This window comes from Streptomyces katrae (genome assembly GCF_000966975.1).
Taxonomy (GTDB): Bacteria; Actinomycetota; Actinomycetes; order Streptomycetales; family Streptomycetaceae; genus Streptomyces; species Streptomyces katrae.
Window position 1 is genome coordinate 1 of record NZ_JZWV01000187.1, and the last position, 956, is coordinate 956.

2 pseudogenes are annotated in these 956 nt (G+C 67.1%); both read left to right on the forward strand.

The features are described from left to right. A pseudogene (locus tag VR44_RS08865) lies at nt 1–417 on the forward strand (potassium-transporting ATPase subunit B); the annotation flags it as partial. 186 nt (nt 418–603) lie between these two features. Beyond that, nucleotides 604–956: pseudogene (locus VR44_RS08870) on the forward strand (amino acid transporter); the annotation flags it as partial.

A 956-nucleotide genomic window follows, 5' to 3' on the forward strand; every position in this document is an offset into this window, starting at 1 on the left:
GGCAACATGGTCGACCTCGACTCCAACCCGACGAAACTCATCGACATCGTCGAGATCGGCAAGCAGCTCCTCATCACCCGCGGAGCCCTGACCACCTTCTCGATCACCAACGACGTCGCGAAGTACTTCGCGATCATCCCCGCGATGTTCGCGACGGCCTATCCGGGCCTCGAAGCCCTCAACATCATGGGCCTGAGCAGTCCCCGGTCCGCGATCACCTCGGCCATCATCTTCAACGCGCTGATCATCGTCGCCCTCATCCCGCTCGCCCTGCGCGGCGTCCGCTACGAGCCCGCCTCCGCCCACGACCTGCTCCGCCGCAACCTCGGCGTCTACGGCCTGGGCGGGCTCGTCCTGCCGTTCGTCGGGATCAAGCTGATCGACCTGCTGGTCTCCCTCGTCCCCGGCATGGAATGAGCTCCACCACTCTCCGTCCCCGGACGGGGGGGGTCTCCTAGGCCACCGGAAGGAAGGGCGTTAAGAGGGCGTCAGGATTCCGTCAGACGAGGTTATAGACGTATTGGCTGCGTTCTCACTGCGTACGCTGGCCCAGCCGTCGACTCCGATGGCTGAATCCGCACCGTACGACAGGAGCGCCCGACCATGGCCACCCCTGCCCGCACCTCGCGCCTGCGCGCGTGGATGCTGGAAGGCTTGACCGCCCAGACCAGCTCACCCGCCGCCAAGGAAGCGGCCGCCGAGCCGCACGGCCGGCCCTGGTGGCGGGTCATGTGCCTGACGGGCCTGGACTACTTCTCCACCCTCGGCTACCAGCCCGGCATCGCCTTCCTCGCAGCCGGTCTGCTGTCGCCGCTGGCGACCATCGTGCTCGTCCTGCTGACCCTGTTCGGCGCCCTGCCCGTATACCGGCGGGTCGCCGAGGAGAGCCCGCACGGCGAGGGCTCCATCGCCATGCTGGAGAAGCTGCTGTCCTTCTGGAAGGGCAAGCTCTTCGT